Origin of the sequence: Pseudomonas iridis (assembly GCF_017980685.1) — a bacterium.
In the GTDB taxonomy this organism is placed as follows: Bacteria; Pseudomonadota; Gammaproteobacteria; order Pseudomonadales; family Pseudomonadaceae; genus Aquipseudomonas; species Aquipseudomonas iridis.
This window is the reverse complement of sequence record NZ_JACXXO010000001.1, coordinates 874,287-895,606: the sequence shown is the minus strand read 5'-3', so window position 1 is coordinate 895,606 and position 21,320 is coordinate 874,287. Positions and strand designations below refer to the sequence as shown.

17 protein-coding genes are annotated in these 21,320 nt (G+C 58.2%); 6 read left to right on the top strand and 11 right to left on the bottom strand.

Annotated features, from left to right (window positions below; translation table 11 throughout):
• Positions 1-41: 41 nt before the first annotated feature.
• Both IEQ42_RS04175 and IEQ42_RS04170 read right to left on the bottom strand, forming a co-directional pair.
• Positions 42-2,570, bottom strand: a complete 2,529-nt coding sequence (locus tag IEQ42_RS04175; protein WP_210702746.1) for a PepSY domain-containing protein — start codon at positions 2,568-2,570, stop codon at positions 42-44.
• 234 nt (positions 2,571-2,804) lie between these two features.
• A complete protein-coding gene (locus tag IEQ42_RS04170; protein WP_210702643.1) occupies positions 2,805-5,114 on the bottom strand; it encodes a TonB-dependent receptor in 2,310 nt (769 codons plus the stop codon).
• Between the two features lie 207 nt (positions 5,115-5,321).
• Between IEQ42_RS04170 and IEQ42_RS04165 the strand changes: the two genes are divergently transcribed.
• The 4 genes from IEQ42_RS04165 (at position 5,322) to IEQ42_RS04150 (ending at position 10,125) form a co-directional block, all read left to right on the top strand.
• On the top strand, positions 5,322-6,002 hold the full coding sequence (locus IEQ42_RS04165) for a Fe2+-dependent dioxygenase (protein ID WP_210702642.1): 681 nt from the start codon (positions 5,322-5,324) through the stop codon (positions 6,000-6,002).
• Complete coding sequence (locus tag IEQ42_RS04160; protein WP_210702641.1) at positions 5,999-6,754, top strand: tetratricopeptide repeat protein; 756 nt, start codon at positions 5,999-6,001, stop codon at positions 6,752-6,754. Before IEQ42_RS04165 ends, IEQ42_RS04160 begins: the two co-directional genes overlap by 4 nt.
• 230 nt (positions 6,755-6,984) lie before the next feature.
• Entirely contained in the window at positions 6,985-9,201 is a 2,217-nt protein-coding gene (locus IEQ42_RS04155) for an alpha-xenorhabdolysin family binary toxin subunit A (protein ID WP_210702640.1), read from the top strand.
• A 45-nt stretch (positions 9,202-9,246) separates the two neighbouring features.
• Positions 9,247-10,125 (top strand): hypothetical protein, encoded by an 879-nt coding sequence (locus IEQ42_RS04150; protein ID WP_210702639.1) that lies wholly within the window; start codon positions 9,247-9,249, stop codon positions 10,123-10,125.
• 41 nt (positions 10,126-10,166) lie between these two features.
• Here the strand turns inward: IEQ42_RS04150 and IEQ42_RS04145 are convergent, their stop codons facing one another.
• The 6 genes from IEQ42_RS04145 to IEQ42_RS04120 all read right to left on the bottom strand — a co-directional run bounded on the left by IEQ42_RS04145 (position 10,167) and on the right by IEQ42_RS04120 (position 15,702).
• Positions 10,167-11,330 (bottom strand): type III PLP-dependent enzyme, encoded by a 1,164-nt coding sequence (locus IEQ42_RS04145; RefSeq protein WP_210702638.1) that lies wholly within the window; start codon positions 11,328-11,330, stop codon positions 10,167-10,169.
• 396 nt (positions 11,331-11,726) lie between these two features.
• Complete coding sequence (locus IEQ42_RS04140; RefSeq protein ID WP_210702637.1) at positions 11,727-12,104, bottom strand: hypothetical protein; 378 nt, start codon at positions 12,102-12,104, stop codon at positions 11,727-11,729.
• A gap of 172 nt (positions 12,105-12,276) precedes the next feature.
• A complete protein-coding gene (locus tag IEQ42_RS04135; protein ID WP_210702636.1) occupies positions 12,277-13,434 on the bottom strand; it encodes an osmoprotectant ABC transporter ATP-binding protein OsmV in 1,158 nt (385 codons plus the stop codon).
• Entirely contained in the window at positions 13,431-14,084 is a 654-nt protein-coding gene (locus tag IEQ42_RS04130; RefSeq protein ID WP_210702635.1) for an ABC transporter permease, read from the bottom strand. Before IEQ42_RS04130 ends, IEQ42_RS04135 begins: the two co-directional genes overlap by 4 nt.
• Before the next feature lie 13 nt (positions 14,085-14,097).
• Positions 14,098-14,991, bottom strand: a complete 894-nt coding sequence (locus IEQ42_RS04125) for a glycine betaine ABC transporter substrate-binding protein (protein ID WP_210702634.1) — start codon at positions 14,989-14,991, stop codon at positions 14,098-14,100.
• Between the two features lie 21 nt (positions 14,992-15,012).
• Positions 15,013-15,702 carry an ABC transporter permease gene (locus IEQ42_RS04120; protein WP_200611487.1) on the bottom strand — a complete coding sequence of 230 codons (690 nt, stop codon included), beginning with the start codon at positions 15,700-15,702 and terminating at the stop codon, positions 15,013-15,015.
• Positions 15,703-16,059: 357 nt separating this feature from the next.
• Between IEQ42_RS04120 and IEQ42_RS04115 the strand changes: the two genes are divergently transcribed.
• Positions 16,060-17,643 (top strand): peptide chain release factor 3, encoded by a 1,584-nt coding sequence (locus IEQ42_RS04115; RefSeq protein ID WP_042557621.1) that lies wholly within the window; start codon positions 16,060-16,062, stop codon positions 17,641-17,643.
• 318 nt (positions 17,644-17,961) lie between these two features.
• Positions 17,962-18,219, top strand: coding sequence for a hypothetical protein (locus IEQ42_RS04110; protein ID WP_210702633.1), 258 nt, complete (start codon positions 17,962-17,964; stop codon positions 18,217-18,219).
• 212 nt (positions 18,220-18,431) lie between these two features.
• Here IEQ42_RS04110 and IEQ42_RS04105 read toward each other — a convergent pair whose 3' ends face one another.
• Genes IEQ42_RS04105 through IEQ42_RS04095 form a run of 3 tightly spaced genes read right to left on the bottom strand, consistent with a single transcriptional unit; the run spans position 18,432 to position 21,320 of the window.
• Positions 18,432-19,412, bottom strand: a complete 981-nt coding sequence (locus IEQ42_RS04105) for a peptide ABC transporter ATP-binding protein (protein WP_042557623.1) — start codon at positions 19,410-19,412, stop codon at positions 18,432-18,434.
• The gene (locus IEQ42_RS04100; RefSeq protein WP_210702632.1) at positions 19,412-20,380 is read right to left on the bottom strand and encodes an ABC transporter ATP-binding protein; all 969 of its coding nucleotides are present in this window, start codon (positions 20,378-20,380) and stop codon (positions 19,412-19,414) included. Before IEQ42_RS04100 ends, IEQ42_RS04105 begins: the two co-directional genes overlap by 1 nt.
• A 10-nt stretch (positions 20,381-20,390) precedes the next feature.
• On the bottom strand, positions 20,391-21,320 hold the full coding sequence (locus IEQ42_RS04095; protein ID WP_395593387.1) for an ABC transporter permease subunit: 930 nt from the start codon (positions 21,318-21,320) through the stop codon (positions 20,391-20,393).

The window sequence follows — 21,320 nt, the reverse complement described above, 5'->3', positions numbered from 1 at the left end:
CCCTCTGGGAGAGGGTTAGGGTGAGGGGCTCTTCGACAGACTCAGTACACATCCCGGCGATAACGACCCTGCTCAATCAGGCGTTCGACCTCAGCAGCGCCGAGCACTTCGTTGAGCACTTGATCGACGCCTGATGCCATCCCTTGCAGGCTGCCGCAGATGTAAATGACGGCACCCTCCGCCAGCCATTTCTTCAACTCCTCAGCCGATTCCCGCAAACGATCCTGCACATAAACCTTCTCTGCCTGATCACGCGAAAATGCCAGATCCAGTCGTGCCAGATCGCCGTTGATCAACCACTCTTCCAGCTCCGCCCGGCACAGGTAATCGTGCTCACGGTGACGCTCGCCGAACAGCAACCACTGACGCTGCTGAGCGTCAGCAGTGCGTGCCTTGAGCAGGCTGCGCAGACCGGCCAGCCCCGTGCCGTTACCAATCAGAATCATCGGCAGCGGTTCATTCGGCAGGTGGAAACCACTGTTACGGCGTACCCGCAAGCTGATGCTGCCGCCTACCGGCGCATGCTCGGTCAACCAGCCTGAAGCGATGCCCAGCGTGCCGTCGGCGTGCTGTTCCTGACGCACGATCAGCTCCAGCACACCGTCGGCGGCAATCGAGGCGATCGAGTACTCGCGCATGGCCAGCGGCACCATGGCATCGACCAGTGCCTGCGCGTGCAGGCCGACCAGATGCGCGCGGTGCTCGGGCAGTTGGCGCGAGGCCAGTGCCACCTCCAGAGGTTCTTCGAGGCCGTTGATTTTCACAATCGTCTCGCCACGAATGCCGAGGCCGTCGAGGAAGTGTTCGATGGCCCACGGGCAGTTGCGTGGCAGCGCTTCGACCAGATCCCCGGCCAGCCAGCTGCTGGTGTTCGGTGCGCTCAGGCTCAGCAGATAAACCGGCGAACCGCTGCTGCCAGGGTTCATCAGTTCACGGCGCAACAGCGTCCAGTTTTCGTAGCTCGGTGCCTGCCAGGTGTCGACCGGTGCTTGCCCGGTGAGCAAGCCCAGTTGGGTTTGCCAATGATGCAGGGCGTACGGGTCGCCGCTGTCGACTTCTACCGGGGCAAACAGGGGCCTGCCGCCGTGCTCGCTCAGCCACTGATGCAGGCGTCGGGCGAAACCACAGAAGTGTTGATACTCACGGTCGCCAAGCCCGAGGACGGCGTAGCTCAAGTTGTCGAGTGTCGATGCTTTGGCCAGAACCTTGCGCTCGAAACCACGGGCGCTGTCCGGTGCCTGGCCGTCGCCAAACGTGCTGACGATAAACAGCGCATTGCTCGACTCACGCAGATCCTTTTCGCTGACATTCGCCAGCGGCTGCACTTTCACCGGCAACCCGGCGGCCTGCAATTGGCCTGCGGTCTGCCACGCCAGTTGCTCGGCGAAACCGCTCTGGCTGGCGAAGCCGATCAGCCACGCCGGGGTATCGCCGGCCGGCGGTTCGAAGCCTTTGCGCGCCTCCCTGATCTGCTTTTTCTTGCGACGACGATCGAGGTACAGCAGCCATCCGGTGATGAAGAACAGCGGCATGCACACCGCCGCGACGGTAATAATGATCCGTCCGACGAGGCCGAAATAACTGCCAACGTGCAGCGCGTAAATGCTGGTCAGCAATTGCGCCTTGAAGCTCCTGTCGGCATAGCGGTCGACACGTTTGACGATGCCGGTGGCCGGGTCGAGAGTGATCTGATTCAGCGCGCGATCGTGGGGCGAGCTGTCGAGCAGGTAGAACACCGTCGCCGGTTGACCGGCCACGGGCGGCATGCGGATGTTGTAGGCAGACAGGCCTGGACCGGCGGCGCTGTAGATGCTGCTCCACATCGCGGCGTAGTCGGCGGTTGGCGCCGGGCCTTGTGGGGCCGGGCCGCGACCGCCGCGCACACGTTCGTTTTGCGGAGCGTCGGAAAGCAGTCTGGTCAGGCCTTTGTTATACCACTCGTATGACCACGACAACCCGGTCAGCGCCAGCAGCAGATACACCAACAGGCACCAGGTGCCTGCCACCGAATGCAGGTCCCAATTAAAGGTGCGACCCTTTTTCTTCCAGTCCAGGGTCAGCCAGACGCGCCAGCTGTTCCACTGCCGAGGCCAGCGCAGGTACAGGCCCGAAAGGCAGAAAAACACCAGGATCAGGGTGCAGGCGCCGGTGATGTTGCGCCCGGTGTCACCGATGGCGAGGAAACGGTGCAGTTGCAGCATCAGACCGAAGAAGTCCTGGCCGGTGGCATCGCCCATGAAGTCGCCGGTGTACGGATCGAAGTAGCGCATCTCGCCGCGACGTTCACCCTTGGGCGGGGTGAAGAATACTTTTGCCGCGTGGCCGCTTTCGGTCTCCACCGACAGCATCGAGACTTTCTTGCCCGAAGTGGCTTCGATGCGCTCTACCAGTTCAACGGGCGGCAGCACGCCGGCGACCTGTTTTTCCACCTGCATTACCGAGGGGTTCAGCGCCCGCAGGATTTCGTCCTGAAACGAATAGGCCGCGCCGGTGATGCCCATCAGGGCCAGCACCAGGCCTGCGGTGATGCCAAAAAACCAGTGCAACTGGAACAGGGTTTTCTTCAACACGTCACTCGCCGTCCGTTCGGAAATTGTCTTCACGGCGCGCATTATGCCGTGGGTTGTCGAGAAGCTTCTTGATTACGCACAAAAGCCCCGTTCAATTGAATGAACGGGGCCAAGCCTTGCGGCGCATTCCTTGTGGGAGCGAGCCTGCTCGCGAAGGCGTCGTGTCAGTCAGCCTCCACTTAACTGACTCACCGCTTTCGCGAGCAGGCTCGCTCCCACAGATTCCCACATCGGTCAGAAGTGGAAATTGGTGCTCAACAATGCCGTACGCCCCGCTGCCTGGCTGGCGAAGTGGGTCGAGAAAGCTTTGTCGTAGTAGGTTTCATCGGTCAGGTTCTGCACGTTGAGTTGCAGGTCGACGTTCTTGGTCAGCTTGTAGGCCGCCATCGCGTCGTAACGCACGTACGAATCAACCATGGTGGTATTGGCCACGTTGCCGAACACGTCGTCGACATAGAACGCGCCGCCACCGATCGTCAGCTTCGGCGTGACCTGGTAAGTGGTCCACAGGCTGGCGCTGTTCTTCGGCGTGTTAGGCAGTTGGTTGCCATCGGTGGCGCGGTTCAGCGGGCCGCCATCAACCTGTTCGCTGTCCATGAAGGCGTAACCGGCGAACACCTGCCACTTGTCGGTGATCTTGCCGCTGGCCGACAGCTCGACACCTTGCACGCGGGTTTTGCCGGCGTTCTCGTACGAGGTGGTATCGACTTGCACGCGGGCGTTTTCTTTCTCGGTGCGGAAGATGTCAGCGGTCAGCGACAGGCGATCATTGAGCAGGTCCCACTTGGTGCCGATTTCGTAGTTCTTGGTGGTTTCCGGCTCCATGTCGCTGCTCAGCAGATTGCCGGCGCGATCTCTGCTGCCGCCCAACGGGTTGCCGTCCATGCCTTCACCGAGGGTGTTGCCCGGTGGGGTGGCCGAAGTGGCGTAGGAAGCATAAATGCTGCCGTTTTCCGCAGGCTTGTAGACCACGCCGAACTGGCCGGTAACGAACTCGCTGACGTCATCGCCCTTGGCGGTGGTAGCGCCGGCGGCGGTGTAGGTTTTGTATTCAGTGTCGAAGTGGTCGTACCGCAGCCCCATGTTCACCAGCCACTGCTCGGACAACTCCAGGGTGTTGAACGCATACAGCGCGTAGGTGTTGGCCTTGGTGTCGGTGCCGGCGTAGTTGCGCGAAATCGCACCATTCCACGGATCGTTCGGATTCGGATTCGACAGCGAGGTGCAGTTGTAGCCGCTGGACGCACCGATCATCGCCGGCGTGCAGTTGCTGCTGGCCGGCACGTTGGTGGTGCGCGGCGTAGTGTCGGTGTTGACGTTGTACGAAGACTTCTGGCTTTCCTCACGGGTGTACTCGACACCGGTGGAGAAGCTGTTCTTGAAGCCGGCGACGTAGAAATTGCCGAACAGGTCAGTCTGGTTGGTGGTGGTCTCGGTGTTGCTGACCCGCGTATTCGCCCGACGCCAGACACTGCCGTTGTTGACGTTGCCCTTGCTGTCGTCCGGCTGGGTGAGGATGTAATCCTGCATGCTGGTGCCGTGACGCAGGGTGTTCTTGATGGTCAGCGAGTCGTTCAGGTCATGCTCGATGGCGAACGTCGCGGTGTCGGCGCGGCCCTTGCGGAAATCGCGATCCAGACCGTAGAAGTTGCTGTCGTCGCCACCGGCATACGGCTTGTCCGGATTGGACTTGGTGCGCGGGCTCGAAAAACTGTACGGAATGCCCGAGTCCGGCGTGTCGTTGCTTTCCAGATGGTAGTAATCAAGGTTGACGCGGGTGTCGGTGCCCAGACCGAAGGCCAGGGAAGGCGCGATGCCCCAACGGTCGTAATCGACTTTGTCGCGACCGGCGACGTTGCTTTCGTGGCTCATCAGGTTCAGACGGCCAGCGGCGGTATCGCTGAACTGGTAGTTGCCGTCGAGGGTGTAACGCTGGGTCTGGTCGGAGCCCCAGGTGAAACCACCGTCGAACGAGTTACCCAAGTGAGCCTTCTTGCTCACCAGGTTGATGCTGCCGCCCGCCGCGCCGCGACCGCCGATGGCGGAGTTCGGGCCCTTGCTGACTTCAATGTTTTCGACGGCGAAGATTTCGCGGCTCTGCGAGCCCGTGTCGCGCACGCCATCAAGGTAAGTGTCGCCCTGGGCGTCGAAGCCACGGATGAATGGGCGGTCGCCCTGCGGGTTGCCACCTTCACCGGCACCGAAGGTGATGCCCGGCACGGTGCGCAGCGCGTCCTGCATGTTCAGGGCGCCGGTGTCCTTGAGGACTTGCTGCGGAATAACGGTGACCGAGCGCGGCGTGTCGATCAGCGGCGCGGTGTACTTGGGCGAGGAGGCTTTCTCGACCTGGTAGGACGTCGAGTCCTGCGCTTCGCCAGTGATGGCGGTGGCGTCCAGGGCGATGGCATTGCCGGAGGCTTTGCTCTCAGTCTTTTCGGCGGCAAACACCATGTGGCCGGCGGAACCGGCGGTGATTGCCACGCCAATTGCAGAAGCGAGCAGACGTGGTGAACTGACCGGTAATTGTGCGGGTTGACGTGCCATTTTTATTCCCCTCCCCAAGGATTTGAGGCGGCGGAATATAGGGTAAACGGGTATTCGTATCAATTGCGAAATATTGTTATTCGCAATGAATTTACATTCTTTACAATTTGCCCTTACGGTTTTTGCCTGTTCGTTCGTCCCGCGGGTTTTACACGGACAATAAGAATCAATACCATTGCCGCCTCTCTGCCATCAGGTGACATTGCCATGCTGCTGCACATCCCCGGTCTGTTTGAAAAGGACGAAGTGCAGCGCATTCGTGAGGCGCTGGAACAGGCAGACTGGGCTGACGGCAAGATCACCGCCGGCTCTCAATCGGCCAAGGCCAAGCACAATCTGCAACTGCCCGAAGGCCATCCGCTGGCCAAGGAAATCGGCGCGGCGATGCTCGAGCGGCTGTGGAAGAATCCGCTGTTCATGTCTGCCGCGCTGCCGCACAAAGTGTTTCCTCCGTTAGTGAACTGTTACACGGCCGGTGGCAGTTTCGATTTCCACATCGACAATGCCGTGCGCCAGCCCAAGGGCAGCATCGAGCGGGTGCGTACCGATCTGTCGGCCACGCTGTTCTTCAGCGAACCTGAGGATTACGACGGCGGCGAACTGGAAATCCAGGACACCTTCGGCACTCAACAGGTGAAATTGCCCGCCGGCGACATGGTGCTGTACCCCGGCACCAGCCTGCACAAAGTCAACGCAGTCACTCGCGGCGCGCGTTACGCCTCATTCTTCTGGACGCAAAGTCTGGTGCGCGAAGACAGCCAGCGTGCGTTGCTGTTCGAGATGGACGGGGCGATTCAGCAGCTCACGCAAGACCTGCCCGATCACCCTTCGCTGATTCGCCTCACCGGCACTTATCACAACTTGTTGCGGCGCTGGGTCGAGGTATGAGTTTTCATCTGCGCCGTCAGGAAGTCCTCGACGGCGAACAGCTCAGCGCCATGCTTGAAGAGAGCCCGGGTCGTGCGGCGCAGGCGATTCTGTTGGCGGCGGGCGAGGGAGTTGTCCAAGCGCAGGCGTTGCTTGGACAGATCCTGCTCGATGGTCGGGGTATCGCGCAGGATCAACCCTTGGCATTGCGCTGGTTCGGCATCGCCGCCGGACAAGGGCATCTGATGGCGCGCAACATGCTCGGCCGTTGCAACGAACATGGCTGGGGCTGTGAGGCGGATGCCGCGGTTGCGGTGCAGCATTATCGAATCGCCGCCGAGGCCGGGCTGGACTGGGCGATGTACAACCTCGCTAACCTGCTCGCCACCGGTCGCGGCATCGCCGAAAACCAGGCGCACGCCCTGATCTTGTATCGTCGTGCTGCGGCGTTGGGCCACGCCAAATCAATGAATCTGTTGGGTCGTTACCTGGAGGAGGGGCGCCATTGTCCGCAGGATTCACTGGCCGCGCGTGATTGGTATCGCCGTGCGGCCGAGGGCGGTGATTTTCGTGGGCAGTTCAGCCACGCGGCGATACTCGCCGACGACGGCCGGATCGATGATGCCCTTGTCTGGCTGCGCAAGGCGCTGGCGGGGGGCAATGCGAACTTCCTGCGGGTTGCAGGCGAGTCGCTGATGAATGCACCGCACTTACGCATTCGCGCAATGGCCGACGCTTATAAGCTGCGCTTGTCGCAGTTGATGGCGTCGTAATGATCTGGTTTTATCGTTAGTTATTTAAATGTTGTGAGTGGTTTGCCAGGCGTTAATGACTTGAGTAAGTAATTATGTTGTCGTGATTGCTAATATTTAAGCGCTTGTTGGTTTTTATCTTGTTGTCCTAAGGTTGTTTTGCGATGTCCGTGATCGAGTTGGCCTAAAACTCGGCAAGGTCGAATCGCAATTGACTTTAATAAATATCCAAAGCAGACAAGGAGTCTCTTATGGGATTAAGGATAGATAACAAGATTGTCGAAAACGCCACGAAAGCACCTGCCATGTTTGTCAGTGCCTCGCTTGGTGAGGGTAATGAATACAATCGTGATACCGGTATTCAGCTAACCAAAGAGCAGATTATCAGTTTGAGAAAATATGAAGTGCTTGGGTTGTCTTTGCCCGTGCGCTTGCAGGATGTTATTGCGTACTTGAACTACGGCGCAGGCGATAGCGGCGGCCTGGGCCTCAAACCGGCAGACTTTTTGCGTACATTCAGCACTACTTATGATCACGCCAAACGTTGGTCGCCGTTGCGTGAAAAAATCATGCTTACGGGGACCGACCTGAAGATTTTTGCCGGCAGTATCATCCGTACAGGCAGCGGAATAGTCGAGATCTATGAAGATCTCAAAGTATCCAGATACCTGGAAGAACACAATATAAGTACCCCTGAACAGTATCTGGAACTCAAGCGAAAGATCCCTAATCTTCCTGATCTCGCGTTGCCGGAGGGCGATGTTCCGGAAATAAAAGCCTACCTTGATGACATGCTGGGCAAAGTCAGGCAATGCCATCAGAAAGCTGAACGGGTCCGGGAGCAACTGGACAGCTTTGGCAAGGACATGCGCGAGAAAGTCTTGCCTGAGATCAAACTGCGTCTGGAGTTTGTTTCGAGGAATACCTATCAGGCGGACATTCAGGTGCTGCAAGGGGAGATCGATCAACGCTCGAAGGAGATTGATGAACTCAATAAACAATATGATCAACTGGTGCAGGAGGCCATTGCGGCTGCTGCGACCTTTAACATCGCAGGATTGATTCTCGGTATCTATCAGGGCGTAAAGGCAGAAGAGATCCGCAAGAAGCGCAACAATCTCAAAGCCGAACAACAGGCTGCCAATCAGAAAATGGCCAGCAAGAGTCAAACGTTGACTTCTTTGAACAAGATACGGGATGACTTGCAAAACCTCGACTATGTAGCGATCGAAGCTGAAGTTGCAACTCAAAATCTGATGTTGGTATGGAATGCGTTGAGCACTTACATCACAGCCTCCATCAAAGAGGTCGATTCGCTGCATGAGGCCACGTCGTTGCGCAGGTTCAAGAATCAGATTCTCGCCATTATCGATCCGTGGGAGCAGATAAAATCCAGTGCTGATCAACTGCTCGACGTGTTTGCAGCAGCGGATAAAGAGTATGGAAACAAACTTCAGTCATTCAGGAGCAAGAGAATCATGTTTTCGCTGCCAAATAATCAAACTTATCCGCAAGTCAATGTGGCAGCGTTGCTTGCTCACTCGACCGCCATGCAGAAAAGCAATACCACTGCGCAGATGCTTTTTGAACAGTTTAACTATATGCCTGGCATTGTCCGCAGCATGAATGAATTGTCGATTGCTGTTCAGAGAGCAACATTTGATATGCGTAACCAGGCCCGGACAGACATCATTTATCTGGAGCGTGCGCGGGACAAGCTGAAAGGATATCAGGCCGAACTTGCCTATCCCGAGGATGTGGAAGAAGTACGTGAAGACATGGAAAACGAACTCAAGAGTACTTCCAACAAAATCTCCGAGCGTTATGAAGACTTCAAAGTCATTCGCAGCAGCCTGAGTACTGCCTATGACCGCGCCACTTCGCAGCAATGGATTGCCACACTGCAGCAGGATCGGGATGTAACGGAAGCATTGAAGGTCAAATCCGACGAGAAATTGACCGATCTGGAAAAACAGATGAAATCGGCATCCGAAGGGATCGACTTGATCGCCAAAGCCGGTGTGGAGAAGATCGGCCAGGAAGCGCAATTAACGCTGGATAATCTCAAAGCCCTGGGTTTGGCACCGCCGCAGGTTCAAATTGCAATGCTGGCGATCGACGCCCTGAAAAAAATCATCTCCGGTATTGGTGAAGCGATTTCGTTTCTGAACATGCTGGATGCTTACAACACGCTGATGGATAAAGCCGCTGACTTGCGGGTGCAGTTGAAGAAATACAAAAGCGATATCGCCCGGATAGACGGGAAAATTCAATTGGTCAACGCTCTGGATCAACTGGACGAGGGGCGTTGGGGCTATGTGAATGAGTATTCGAATCTGGTTAACGGGTTCGACTCCTTCCGCCAAGACTTCAGGCAGGACAAGTCACAACCTGTCGAGGAGCGTGCCGATGCCGCGATTGCCCGGATCACCGAAGTCGTGACGTATCTGAAGTCTGTTCAACAATAAGGAGTGGGGGCGGTGGGCTGCGCGCCCATCGCTTCTTGAATAGTCATGAACATACTTTTCTATGACCTCTCGGCCGCGCAGCGGCGCGAGCTGGATCGCTATACAAGATTTCTCGGCTCTCTTCACACGACCATCGACAACATCCCCGTGGTATTTGCCCGTCGAAAAGCCAGCGGTCATGCACCCGCGGTGTTGGCCAGTGATTCGCGCCTGAACAATGCCCGATTCAATGAGCGCTATTTGCAAGAACTCTGGGGGCGCACAAAAGAAGCCCGGAATTTGTGCAGTGCTTACGTCGCGGATCTCACTACGTTTGCGCAAGAGACCCGGGAAATGACCGGTCGCACATCGAGGAGTGAGCCCCTCAGCAAGGTGGATTTCAAGGGGTACAGTTTGTCCCGGTCGCCGACGTGGAGGCTGTTTCCGCCTAATGATGTACCCGATCTGGTTCACGAATTGGCACTGCGGTTTTATCAACTCAGGGCGATGATTCAACAACTCAAATACACCATCGCCGAGGTGCATGACGAGTCGTTCGGGCTCAGGTCGGTGTTTACCAAGACAATGGATCATCGCTCCTGCCAGTGCCATGCCCAGCCAACGATTGTCCAGGAATTGTTCCGTGAAGCCCGCACTACGCCGTTTTGGGATATCACTTACTCTTCCCCGGATGCAGTGATCCGGGCCGCAGAATACAAGACTGATATAGGCACTTTGTTCAACGCACTGGCGTCCGTGAGTTCGCGAGTCAGTCTGTTTCTTGAAGCAACGGGATCGCACATGGACACGGCGATCAACGAGTTGTTAAGGGCGGAACGTGTGTCGAAACTGGGCGAGTTGAATTTCAAATTGGCCGCGACCAAGGAGCTGGCTGACGCGTTCATGGCCATGGTTGACCAACTTGAGACTTGGCTGCGCAAATAAAAAAAAGGCCCATGCATGGGCCTTTTCATTTAAAGCGTCAGTTAAAGGTAATACGACTTCAGCGGCGGGAAGCCATTGAATTCAACGGCGCTGTAGCTGGTTGTGTACGCGCCGGTCGACAGCCAGTACATCCGGTCACCGATCGCCAGGTTCAGCGGCAGGCCGTACTTGTAGTTCTCGTACATGATGTCGGCGCTGTCGCAGGTCGGGCCGGCGATGACGACTTCTTCCATCTCGCCTTTCTTCTCGGTCCAGATCGGGAACTTGATCGCTTCGTCCATGGTTTCGATCAGGCCGGAGAACTTGCCCACATCGGTGTACACCCAGCGCTCGACAGCAGTGCGGGATTTGCGTGCAACCAATACCACTTCGCTGACCAGGATGCCGGCGTTGGCGATCAGCGAACGGCCCGGCTCCAGAATGATTTCCGGCAGGTCATCACCGAAATCCTCTTTGAGGAAGCGGATGATTTCCTCGGCGTAGGTTTCCAGGCTGTTGGTGCGGGTGATGTAGTTGGCCGGGAAGCCGCCGCCCATGTTGATCAGCTTCAGTTCAATGCCGTCTTCTTCTTTCAGGCGCTCGAAGATCACTTTGACCTTGGCGATTGCCGCGTCCCACACGCTGATATCGCGCTGCTGCGAGCCAACGTGGAACGAGATGCCGTAAGGCACCAGGCCAAGGTCGCGGGCGAGGATCAGCAGGTCCATGGCCATGTCGGTCTGGCAGCCGAATTTGCGCGACAAAGGCCAGTCAGCCGTAGTCGAACCTTCGGTCAGGATGCGCACGTAGACTTTCGAGCCCGGCGCCGCTTTGGCGATGTTGCGCAGGTCGGCTTCGGAGTCGGTGGAGAACAGACGCACGCCTTTCTCGTAGAAGTAGCGAATGTCCTTGGATTTCTTGATGGTGTTGCCGTAGCTGATACGGTCGGGGCTGACGCCGCGATCCATCACTTTGTCGAGCTCGTAGATCGAGGCGATGTCGAAGCTCGAGCCTTTGTTCTTGAGCAGGTCGATGATCTCGACGGCCGGGTTGGCCTTGACTGCGTAGTAGACCTTGGCGAATTCGAAACCGGCGCGCAGGTCATCGTAGGCCTGGCTGATCATAGCGGTGTCGATGACCACGAACGGGGTTTCTTGCTTGTCGGCAAACGCCTTCATTTTGTCAAAAGTGGTGCGCGCGAAATAATCTTCGACGTTGATCGACATGCTGGGAGCTCCTATGGGCAAACTCGTAAAAACAATGGGTGCAAATGAACGCCCTCCGTATCCCCACTTTGGTTCGCCTACTTCCCAAGGCATGTCGCCGAAAGCAAAAAGGCCACGGGTGTGAAGCTTCCCTTGGCCTTGCTGTCTCGTCGTCAGTACTTGAGCCGGATGGATCGTTTCCAGCATGGACGTTCGGCGCGAACTTTAGGGCGTGAGGGGCGTGAGATCAACTAAAAATGTCGCGTTTTTGCACGCGTTCGTCGTAATGCCGTGTTTGGCTACTGATGTAGCTGACAGGTATGACAGTCTGATGTTCCCGAAGCAGGGGCTTACGGCCGCGAGATAGGATGCGAGACCCGCCCAAGGGAGCAATTGACACGGGCCCGCGAGGGAGTTTCATTGGTCGTGCGGTTCACCCTCGTTGCTTGTGAACACTTCAACGATGACGTGGTAGATGGTTTTCAGGTGTGGGTATTCAACAGTAGAGACTTCAACGTCCACAATCGTACTGAACTGAACATTTGGAATTATAAGCATCCCATTCATGCTTCCGGGTGCTTTGTTAACGGTTATTCCAGGTGATGGCGGCACGTTGCTTTTTATTGTCCACGTGGAGTTACCCGGCACATCGAGGCCTTCTGCATCCTGCATGTAGGCCGAGGGATACTTGGTGAGATGATCACCCTGCCGGACTCTGTTGGGATTATCGGGATTGCTTACGGCAATCAACACGGGCGGTCCCGCTTTGTAGTGTGGGTTTTTAGAGGTTGTCATGGTCAGTTCCTTGGTTTGGAACATTTTGGGAGGCACCATTACAATCCAAGACTTCCTCGGCGGAACCTGTAATTTCTGACAGGTGAAGAGATTGATTCGAGATAGTGCAGGGTTTTCTTATTCCTGATTACGCGGCGCAGGGGCGTTCGGCCCCTGCGGCGTGAAATCTGCTCTAAGCCTGCGCAGTCTCAGCCGGCGAGACGATACTGGTCCTCATCCCCCGCGAACGCCCCGAGCTCAGATAAGCCGCAATCGACTCCTGCGTCACCTCACCGAGGAATACCCGCTCGGCATCCATGACCGGTAGCCACGAACGGTTGAACTCGTACATGCGCGACAACAGAATGCGCAAATGCTCGTCGTACGCCGCCGTGGCGTTGAACTCGCGAAGATATTGCGCACAGGTGCCGGTCTGACGGTGCAGATCGCGACGACGCACATAACCCAGCGCCTTGTTCTCGGCACAGGTGACGACGACATAGCGACGGTCATGTTCGTCCATCAATTCCAGCGCATCGGCCACCGGGGTTTCCGGGCTCACCGACGGCGCGTTGTCTGCCGCGTCTTCAGCCTTCACCAGCAACAGACGTTTGAGCGTGCTGTCCTGACCGACAAAGTTGCTGACAAAGTCGTCCGCCGGATGCGCCAGCAGCGTGTCCGGGTGATCGATCTGCAGCAGCTTGCCGGCGCGGAAGATCGCAATCTTGTCACCCAGCTTGATCGCTTCGTCGATGTCGTGGCTGACCATGATCACGGTCTTGTTCAGCGCGCGCTGCATCTCGAAGAATTCGTTCTGGATCATCTCGCGGTTGATCGGGTCGACCGCACCGAACGGTTCGTCCATCAGCAACAGCGGCGCATCTGCCGCCAATGCGCGGATCACGCCGATGCGTTGTTGCTGACCACCGGACAATTCGCGCGGGTAACGATGCAGATACTGCTTGGGCTCAAGCTTGATCATGCTCATCAGTTCGCGGGCGCGGTCGTGGCATCTCTGCTTGTCCCAGCCAAGCAGTTTCGGCACCACGACGATGTTCTCCTCGATGGTCATGTTCGGGAACAGACCGATCTGCTGGATCACGTAGCCGATGTTGCGACGCAGGGTCACTTCGTCCAGATCGGTGGTGTCTTCGCCGTTGATCAGGATCTTGCCCGAGGTCGGTTTGATCAGGCGGTTGATCATCTTCAGCGTGGTGCTTTTGCCGCAACCCGATGGCCCGAGGAACACACAGATTTCGCCTTCATTGACGGTCAGGCTCACCGAATCCACGGCTTTGACGTCTTTGCCGTTGCTTTGGAAGGTCTTGCTGAGGTTTTGAAGTTCGATCATTTGAGTAATCCTTTTGGAGTCAACGAGCGTTGCAGCCATTGCAAAAACAGGTCGGCGAAGATCGCCAGAAGACTGACCAGCAGCGCGCCGACGATGAGCATCGACATGTCACTGCGGCTGATGGAGGCGAGGATCAACACGCCGAGGCCGCCAGCGCCGATGGTCGCGGCGATGGTCATCACGCCGATGTTCATCACCACGGCGGTGCGCACACCGGCGAGGATCACCGGCACCGCAATCGGCAACTCGACCATGCGCAGGCGCTGGCCGAAGGTCATGCCGATGCCGCGTGCGGCTTCGCGGATGCCCGGCTCAACGCCGGTCAACGCCAGGTAGGTGTTACGCATGATCGGCAGCAGTGAATATAGGAACACCGCGGTGATCGCCGGCATTGGGCCGAGGCCTTGGCCAAACATTGAGTAGAACGGCAGCAGCAGGCCGAACAGTGCAATCGACGGCACGGTCAGCAACACCGTGGCGCTGGCCTGCAACGGGCCGGCGAGGCTCGGGAAGCGTGTCATCAGAATGCCCAGCGGCACCCCGACGAGGATCGCCAGCGTGACAGCGATGCCAACCAGCGTGATGTGCTGCCAGGTCAGGTGCATCACCTGCTGCCAGTCGAGATGGGAAAAGGCGTTCAAGAATTCCATGACTTTTCCTCCCTTAATTCAACGGATGTTGGCGCAGAAAATCGGCGGCAACAGCAGACGGGCTTTCGTGATCGACATCGACCCGCGCGTTGAGCTGGCGCATGGTTTCGTCATCGAACAGTTCGGCCAGTGGCTTGAGCTGCTCGGCCAGTTTCGGGTTGGCGTCCAGCGTTGCCTGACGCACCACCGGTGCGGCGGTGTAGTCGGGGAAGTAGTGTTTGTCGTCTTCCAGCAGCTTCAGGCCGAAGGCACTCAAGCGACCGTCCGTGGTGTAGACCAGACCGGCAAACACTTGGCCGTTGCGCAGCGCCGTATAGACCAGGCCCGCATCCATCTGGCGGATGTTTTTGCGGCTCAGGTTCATGTCGTAGAGCTTGACCATGCCGAGCAGGCCGTCCGAGCGGTTGGCGAACTCGGTGTCCAGTGCCACCAGGTGATTGGTCTTGGCTTCAGCCTGCAACACTTCGTTCAACTGACTGATGTTGTTGATCTGCGGATATTGCTCGGCGACTTTTTTCGGCAGCGCGAGGGCGTAGGTGTTGCTGAACTTGGACGGGGTCAGCCAGATCAGGCCTTTTTTCGCGTCGAGTTCTTTCACCCGGGCGTAGGACTGAGCGCTGTCGAGTTTTTCGGTGACATGGTTGTAGGCCACCAGCGACACGCCGGTGTATTCCCAGAGCATGTCCAACTGGCCACTTTCTTGAGCGCTGCGGGCGAGGTTGCTGCCCAGCCCACCGGTGATCTGCGCGTCGTAGCCTTTGCTGCGCAGGTATTGCGCGGTGATTTCGGCGAGCAGCGTCTGTTCGGTAAACACGCGGGCACCGAGGCGGATAACCGGTTTGTCGGCGGCTTGGGCGATTCCTGCGAACAGCAGGATGCAGCCTAGGATAAAGCTAAGTCGTTTCATGTGAATTCCTTTGCCGAGGCCTTAAGACGGGCGCAAACCGCGTTCCAGCCAGAGACGGCTGGCGAGGGTGACCACGCCATCGAGCAGCAGGGCCAGCAGCGCGGTGCAGACGGCGCCGAGCAGCAGTTGCGGCTGATTGTTCAGGGCGATGCCAGGGAAAATCAGGCTGCCGAGGCTGTTGGCACCGATCAGGAACGCCAGCGGCGCTGTCCCGACATTGATCGCCAGAGCCACACGCACACCACCGACAATGATCGGCACGGCGTTGGGCAATTCGACGCGCCACAGCACCTGACCCGGAGTCATGCCGATGCCGACGGCCGCTTCCTTGAGCGAACCCTGGACGTTTTTCAGGCCTTCATAGGTGTTGCGCACAATCGGCAACAAAGAAGCGAGGAACAGAGCGAAGATCGCCGGGCCACTGCCGATGCCCAGAATCCCCAGGGCGATCGCGAGTACGGCCAGCGGTGGCACGGTGTTGCCGATATTGAAGATTTGCATGAAGCGTTCAGCGCGGCCAACCATGGTCGGACGACTGAGAAAGATGCCGGCGGGGATGCCCACGACAAGGGCCGCCAGCATTGAAGCGAGGACAAGAATCAGATGAGCTTGCAGGTAAAACAACAAATCGTCGCGGTAGTGTTCGATCGTGTTGATGCCGATCCAGTGGACCAGCAGGGCCAGGAGCGCGATCACCACCGCACCTCCCATCAGCCCTTTGCCATAGCGGATAGCCACAGGCGGACTCCTTTTTTATAGTCGGCGAACGCCGTCCCGTGCGGCATGCCATGCCTGGCTGCCGGGAATAAACGTTCGCGAAAAGCAGCTCCCTCAGCACCGGCAAAAAGCGGTCTGAAAGCGAGCCATGAGCGCAGCCTCGTCAGGCTAACTTGCTGATTTTTCAGCCCCTGACGAAAATTTGTAACAGGGGATGGACGTCTCCGTGCTTTAAAAGGTTCCCACCTAAGGCAGCATTTGGCCACCCTTAATGTGCTCAACGGTTCGGTTATTACATTGACTTGGGCTATAATCGCGGCCCTTTTTTGAATCACCGCCAGGCGATTTCCCATGACCAACCAGGCCGCCGAAGTCGCGAAACGCCGCACTTTCGCCATTATTTCCCACCCCGATGCCGGTAAGACGACGATCACCGAAAAGCTCCTGTTGATGGGCAAGGCGATTGCGATTGCGGGCACGGTGAAATCCCGTAAATCCGACCGCCATGCGACATCCGACTGGATGGAGATGGAGAAGCAACGGGGTATTTCCATTACCACGTCGGTCATGCAGTTCCCGTATCGCGACCACATGGTCAACCTGCTCGACACCCCGGGCCACGAAGACTTCTCCGAAGATACCTATCGCACCCTGACGGCGGTGGACTCGGCATTGATGGTCCTCGACGGCGGTAAAGGTGTCGAGCCGCGTACGATTGCGCTGATGGACGTCTGCCGTCTGCGTGACACGCCGATCGTCAGCTTCATCAACAAACTCGACCGTGACATCCGCGACCCGATCGAACTGCTCGACGAGATCGAAGCCGTCCTCAAGATCAAGGCTGCGCCGATCACCTGGCCGATCGGTTGCTACCGCGACTTCAAAGGCGTGTATCACCTGGCCGACGACTACATCATTGTCTACACCGCCGGCCACGGTCACGAACGCACCGAAACCAGAATCATCGAAAAGCTCGACTCCGACGAAGCGCGCGCGCATCTGGGCGACGAGTACGATCGCTTCGTCGATCAGCTGGAACTGGTGCAGGGCGCCTGCCACGAATTCAACCAGCAGGAGTTCCTCGACGGTCAACTGACCCCGGTGTTCTTCGGTACCGCGCTGGGCAACTTCGGTGTTGACCACGTGCTTGACGCCGTCGTCGATTGGGCACCGCGTCCGCTGGCCCGTGTCGCCAACGAGCGCACCGTGGAGCCGGTTGAAGAGAAGTTCTCGGGCTTCATCTTCAAGATCCAGGCGAACATGGACCCCAAACACCGCGACCGCATCGCCTTCATGCGCATTTGCTCCGGCAAGTACGAGAAAGGCATGAAGATGCGCCACGTGCGCACCGGCAAGGACGTGCGCATCGGCGACGCCCTGACGTTCTTCTCCTCCGAGCGTGAGCAACTGGAAGAGGCGTTTGCCGGCGATATCATCGGTCTGCACAACCACGGCACCATCCAGATCGGCGACACCTTCAGCGAAGGCGAAGCCCTGAGCTTCACCGGCATCCCGCATTTCGCCCCGGAACTGTTCCGCCGCGTGCGTCTGCGCGATCCGCTGAAATCCAAGCAACTGCGCCAGGGCCTGCAACAACTGGCCGAAGAGGGCGCCACCCAGGTGTTCTTCCCGGAGCGCAGCAACGACATCATCCTCGGCGCCGTGGGTGTGCTGCAGTTTGATGTGGTCGCCAGCCGCCTGAAAGAGGAATACAAGGTCGAGTGCTCATACGAGCCAATCACCGTGTACTCCGCGCGCTGGATCGAATGCAGCGACAAGAAGAAGCTCGAGGAATTCTCCAACAAGGCAGTGGAAAACCTTGCAGTCGACGGCGGCGGTCACCTGACCTACCTCGCCCCGACCCGGGTCAACCTGGCCCTGATGGAAGAGCGCTGGCCGGACGTGAAATTCCGTGCGACGCGTGAGCATCACTAAGCGTCAGGCCGCTGCACCCAAAACCCCGTCGCGAAAGCTGCGGGGTTTTTTATTGCCACTTCCAACTCTGTAGGAGCTGCGGCACGCTGCGATCTTTTGCTCTTGGTTTTAGAAACAGAATCAAAAGATCGCAGCTTTGTCAGCTCCTGCATGGGCTAGCAGTATTGGTTATGGTTGTTATTCGAAACCTGTCTGTCGGTTGAGGGCATTTCTGGGCGTTCAGTTGCGTCCTATCTGGTGAGCCCCGCTGATCGGAACTAGATTTCATTCAGTGCCGGTTCGGCATTCATGTTTCACCTGCACAGGATGGAATCGATCATGAAAAACAGGTTGCTGCGTGTTTTATTGCTGTTGAAAGTGATGGTCCTGCTGTCCCTCGGCACCGCGACGGCCTGGGCCGAGTGCGAGGATCATGATTCCCAGGCCTTCAACGGGCAGGTGGGGCATAGCGGGCTGATGCTCGCCAAGTCCGAGGCCGAGCCGGGTGATCAGGGGCAGGGTGGAACTGCTGATGATGACTCGATGACTGACGAGCCGGACTCTGATGATCCGGATGAAGGCGACAGCCAGACGTAGATTGCAGGCAAAGAAAAACCCCGTCTGCCTCGACTGATGAGTCGTCGAGGTAGAAGGGGTTTGCTCGGTACGCTATCGCTGAATCAATACATCCCCTGTGGGAGCGGGCTTGCCCGCGATTGCGGTGTGTCAGTCGACAAATCAGGTGACTGACACGACGTCATCGCGGGCAAGCCCGCTCCCACAGGGTTTTGCATGTTTCGCGCAAATGCTTACGCCGCACCGTCAAGGAACTGCTCGGCGTAGTGGCAAGCCACCTGCCGATTGTCGAGCAAGCGCAATGCCGGCTCTTCCGTGCTGCAACGCTCGGTCGCGTACGGGCAGCGCTTGTGGAAAGCGCAGCCTGGTGGCGGGTTCAGCGGGTTGGGCAGTTCGCCGACGATTTTGATTTTCGGCTTGTTCGGGTCCGGGTGAATGGTCGGGGTCGCCGACAGCAGCGCTTGGGTGTACGGGTGCAGAGGGCGTTCGTAGATGTCGTTCTTCGGGCCCATTTCCACCGGGCGACCGAGGTACATCACCATCACGTCATCGGCCACGTGTTGCACCACCGCGAGGTTGTGCGAGATGAACACGTAAGCGGTGTTGAACTCCTGCTGCAGGTCCATGAACAGGTTCAACACCTGCGCCTGAATCGACACGTCCAGCGCCGAGGTCGGTTCGTCCGCGACCAGCACTTTCGGTTGCAGCATCATCGCCCGGGCCAACGCAATACGCTGTCGCTGGCCACCGGAGAACATGTGCGGATAACGCTGGTAGTGCTCTGGACGCAAGCCGACCTGCTTCATCATCGCCTGGACTTTCTCGCGACGTTCGGCGGCGGACAGGTTGGTGTTGATCAACAGCGGTTCGGCCAGTTGATCACCGACTTTCTGCCGTGGGTTCAACGAGGCGTACGGGCTCTGGAACACCATCTGCACGTCTTTGCGCAGTTGCTTGCGCTGGGCCTTGTCGGCGCCGGCAACTTCCTGGCCGGCGATTTTCAACGAGCCGGATGACGGCTCCTCAATCAGGGTCAAGGCACGCGCCAAAGTGGATTTGCCGCAACCCGACTCGCCTACAACCGCGAGAGTCTTGCCGGCTTCCAGTTCGAATGACACGCCGTTAAGCGCGCGCACGGTCGCGTGGCCCTTGAACAGGCCACGGGACACTTCGTAGTGACGGGTCAGGTCGCGGGCGGTAAGTACGACGGCCATTACGCCACCTCCTGGTTCAGCGGGTAGAAGCAGCGGGCGAGGCTGTGGCTTTTCGGATCAAGGGTCGGACGTTGCGCGCGGCAGCTTTCCTGCACGTACGGGCAGCGCGGCGACAACAGGCAACCTTGCGGACGGTCGTAACGGCCGGGAACGATGCCCGGCAGTGTCGCCAGACGGTCGGCACCCTGGCTGTGTTCCGGAATCGCCTTGAGCAGCGCTTCGCTGTACGGGTGCGCCGGGATGTCGAACAGCTGCGGCACCTGACCGACTTCAACAGCCTGCCCGGCGTACATCACGCACACACGTTGGGCGGTTTCAGCGACGACGGCGAGGTCGTGAGTGATCAGCACCAGGCCCATGTTCTGCTCTTTCTGCAACGCCAGCAGCAGATCCATGATCTGCGCCTGAATCGTCACGTCGAGTGCAGTGGTCGGTTCATCCGCGATCAGCAATTTCGGCTCGCCGGCAATCGCCATGGCGATTGCCACGCGCTGGCTCATACCGCCGGACAGTTGATGCGGGTAGGCGTCCATACGACTGGCCGCGCCCGGGATTTCAACTTTTTCCAGCAGTTCGATAGCGCGTTTGCGGGCTTGCTTGCTGGACATTTTCAGGTGCAGGCGCAGCACTTCTTCGATCTGGAAACCGACGGTGTAACTCGGGTTGAGCGCAGTCATCGGGTCCTGAAAGACCATCGCCAGGTCTTTACCGACGATCTGCCGACGTTGACGGTTGCTCAGCTTGAGCATGTTCTTGCCATCGAAATTCAGCCCATCGGCGGTGACGATCCCCGGGTGCTCGATCAGGCCCATCAGCGCCATCATGGTCACGGATTTGCCCGAACCGGACTCGCCCACGATGGCCAGCACTTCGCCCTTGTCGACGCTGATGTCGAGGCCATCGACCACTGGCACAGCGTTCTTGTCGCCGAAACGAACGTTGAGATTCTTGATTTCCAACAGTGACATTTGAATCTCCTCAGGCGGCATTCTTGAGTTTCGGGTCCAGCGCATCGCGCAGACCGTCGCCCATCAGGTTGATTGCCAGCACGCTGAGCAAAATGGTCAAACCAGGCAGGCTCACCACCCACCAGGCGCGTTCGATGTAATCGCGGGCCGAGGCCAGCATGGTGCCCCACTCAGGGGTTGGCGGTTGTACGCCAAGACCGAGGAAGCCCAGGGCCGCGGCATCGAGAATCGCCGAAGAGAAGCTCAAGGTTGCCTGAACGATCAGCGGCGCCATGCAGTTGGGCAGCACGGTGATGAACATCAGGCGTGGCAGACCGGCACCGGCCAGGCGCGCGGCGGTCACGTAGTCGCGGTTCAGTTCGCCCATCACCGCTGCGCGGGTCAGACGCACATACGACGGCAGGGACACCACAGCGATGGCGATCACGGTGTTGATCAGGCCAGGGCCGAGGATGGCGACAATCGCCACAGCCAGCAGCAAGGACGGCAGGGCCAGCATGATGTCCATCAGACGCATGATGGTCGGGCCAATCATCTTCGGGAAGAAACCGGCGAACAGACCGAGCAGAATCCCCGGGATCAGCGACATCACGACCGACGACAAGCCGATCAGCAGCGACAGGCGCGAACCCTGGATCAGACGCGACAGCAGGTCACGGCCCAGTTCATCGGTGCCGAGTAAAAATTGCATCTGCCCGCCTTCAAGCCACACCGGTGGCGTCAGCAGGAAGTCACGGTATTGCTCACTCGGGTTATGCGGCGCCACCCAAGGGGCGAACAGCGCGCAGAAAATCACCAGCAACATGAACATCAGGCCGGCAACGGCACCTTTGTTCTTGGAAAACGCTTGCCAGAATTCTTTGTACGGGGACGGATACAGCAGGCTTTGATCGACTGCTACCGCTTGATTTTGAGTTGAAGCTGGAGTGGTCATGGTCAT

Bases quoted from the DNA above. Each gene is read 5' to 3' on its own strand.
- IEQ42_RS04170 (WP_210702643.1), bottom strand. From the start codon at position 5,114: ATGGCACGTCAACCCGCACAATTACCGGTCAGTTCACCACGTCTGCTC.
- IEQ42_RS04165 (WP_210702642.1), top strand. From the start codon at position 5,322: ATGCTGCTGCACATCCCCGGTCTGTTTGAAAAGGACGAAGTGCAGCGC.
- IEQ42_RS04160 (WP_210702641.1), top strand. From the start codon at position 5,999: ATGAGTTTTCATCTGCGCCGTCAGGAAGTCCTCGACGGCGAACAGCTC.
- IEQ42_RS04155 (WP_210702640.1), top strand. From the start codon at position 6,985: ATGGGATTAAGGATAGATAACAAGATTGTCGAAAACGCCACGAAAGCA.
- IEQ42_RS04150 (WP_210702639.1), top strand. From the start codon at position 9,247: ATGAACATACTTTTCTATGACCTCTCGGCCGCGCAGCGGCGCGAGCTG.
- IEQ42_RS04145 (WP_210702638.1), bottom strand. From the start codon at position 11,330: ATGTCGATCAACGTCGAAGATTATTTCGCGCGCACCACTTTTGACAAA.
- IEQ42_RS04140 (WP_210702637.1), bottom strand. From the start codon at position 12,104: ATGACAACCTCTAAAAACCCACACTACAAAGCGGGACCGCCCGTGTTG.
- IEQ42_RS04135 (WP_210702636.1), bottom strand. From the start codon at position 13,434: ATGATCGAACTTCAAAACCTCAGCAAGACCTTCCAAAGCAACGGCAAA.
- IEQ42_RS04130 (WP_210702635.1), bottom strand. From the start codon at position 14,084: ATGGAATTCTTGAACGCCTTTTCCCATCTCGACTGGCAGCAGGTGATG.
- IEQ42_RS04125 (WP_210702634.1), bottom strand. From the start codon at position 14,991: ATGAAACGACTTAGCTTTATCCTAGGCTGCATCCTGCTGTTCGCAGGA.
- IEQ42_RS04120 (WP_200611487.1), bottom strand. From the start codon at position 15,702: ATGGGAGGTGCGGTGGTGATCGCGCTCCTGGCCCTGCTGGTCCACTGG.
- IEQ42_RS04115 (WP_042557621.1), top strand. From the start codon at position 16,060: ATGACCAACCAGGCCGCCGAAGTCGCGAAACGCCGCACTTTCGCCATT.
- IEQ42_RS04110 (WP_210702633.1), top strand. From the start codon at position 17,962: ATGAAAAACAGGTTGCTGCGTGTTTTATTGCTGTTGAAAGTGATGGTC.
- IEQ42_RS04105 (WP_042557623.1), bottom strand. From the start codon at position 19,412: ATGGCCGTCGTACTTACCGCCCGCGACCTGACCCGTCACTACGAAGTG.
- IEQ42_RS04100 (WP_210702632.1), bottom strand. From the start codon at position 20,380: ATGTCACTGTTGGAAATCAAGAATCTCAACGTTCGTTTCGGCGACAAG.
- IEQ42_RS04095 (WP_395593387.1), bottom strand. From the start codon at position 21,320: ATGACCATGACCACTCCAGCTTCAACTCAAAATCAAGCGGTAGCAGTC.